The sequence below is a fragment of the Bacteroides sp. AM44-19 genome (genome assembly GCF_003603395.1).
In the GTDB taxonomy this organism is placed as follows: Bacteria; Bacteroidota; Bacteroidia; order Bacteroidales; family Bacteroidaceae; genus Bacteroides; species Bacteroides uniformis.
The window spans coordinates 1-1,321 of sequence record NZ_QTNB01000059.1 but is presented as its reverse complement, the minus strand read 5'-3'; the positions used below and the strand labels follow the sequence as shown (position 1 = coordinate 1,321).

General features: G+C 40.3%; 1 protein-coding gene. It reads right to left on the bottom strand.

Features of this window, described 5'->3' with window-relative positions; all coding sequences use genetic code 11:
• Window positions 1–39: 39 nt before the first annotated feature.
• Window positions 40–1,203 carry an IS4 family transposase gene (locus tag DW947_RS21365; protein ID WP_008666211.1) on the bottom strand — a complete coding sequence of 388 codons (1,164 nt, stop codon included), beginning with the start codon at window positions 1,201–1,203 and terminating at the stop codon, window positions 40–42.
• Between the last annotated feature and the right edge of the window lie 118 nt (window positions 1,204–1,321).

Here is a 1,321-nt window from a genome sequence, read left to right as displayed (position 1 = left end):
TCACTAGTGTCCACTAAAAATTTTTTGGTCACTAGTCGGTTAAAAATTAAATAAATTCGATTCACTTGAATCATTTAGCTCTTTGATATTTTTGAAATTCGATTTGTCGAACAAATCTCTAAGATGAGTTTTATCGGTTAGCGAGATGCCGAGTATTTGCAAGGTTTCGTAGATGCTTCGCTCTAACTTCATATCGTGTTGTACTATCGCCACAAGGCAGTAAGTAATTATGGCACAATATATTTGTATGCGTACAGCATTCTCCGAAGTTCCCCAAAACCTCTTTATCTTAAGGTGTTGTTTAATCCATTTGAAAAACAGCTCCACACTCCATCTATTTCGGTATAACCGAGAAATCAGCTCAGCCGAAGCGTCAAGATTGTTCGTCAGGAAAATGTATCGTGTGCCACTTTCGGGGTCTTCAACAATGAGCTTTCTAAGTTCATCGGGGTAATCCTTGGAACTTTTATAAACCGTAAAACATCCGATGACATCAGAAATGACACCTTCAGGCAATCTTCGCTTCCACGTTTTGGGCTTGATGCGTACATTGGTTTTGGCTCGTACAACGAAGAAAGCACCTATGCGGTCTATCGTATACAAGTTGCCAAAATCGTTGTAACCACGGTCAAATATATAATGCGCACCACGTTCATAAGGAATCACAGACATCGCTTTTGTATCGTGAATATTAGCAGGAGTAATATGCACAAATGCAGGAACTTCCGCTTCCACATCGTAGAGCGTATGCATCTTGATTCCGCCTTTATGCTTGCGGAATTTAGCCCACTCGAACACTGACAGACAAAGGTCAATCGTGGTGGAATCAAAAGCATAGACATGACCGTCAAGCTCAAAGATTCTTTCGATTCTACGCTTGCGCGCTTCGGCTATCATGAAGGTTGCATATTCCTGGAAGATGCGATAGTCACGTTGCTCGTTAGCCTTGCTAAGATTGCTTCGTGTTACGGACTTGCCGATTCCCAGATGATAGAGTTTTCCGGTGTGAGCCTCCAGTGACACGATGAGGTCTCTTAAACTCTCACGGTTGGAAAGTTGACCGAACATCATCGTAAGCAACTGATTCCAACAGGTATAGCTTTTAATGTATTTGTTGCCTTCATACTTCTTGACGATACGCAAGAACTTGAACTCATCAAGAAATGTGACTAATTGAGAAAAAACATATTTGTCTTTATTCATAACAGTCTGATTCAGACTGCAAAAGTAATTTCAAATCGTTGCGCACCAAATACCATTACAACAAACTGAATTTCAACAATTTCAAAGAACGACTATGATTTTTTAGTGGACACTAATG

Bases quoted from the DNA above. Each gene is read 5' to 3' on its own strand.
- DW947_RS21365 (WP_008666211.1), bottom strand. From the start codon at position 1,203: ATGAATAAAGACAAATATGTTTTTTCTCAATTAGTCACATTTCTTGAT.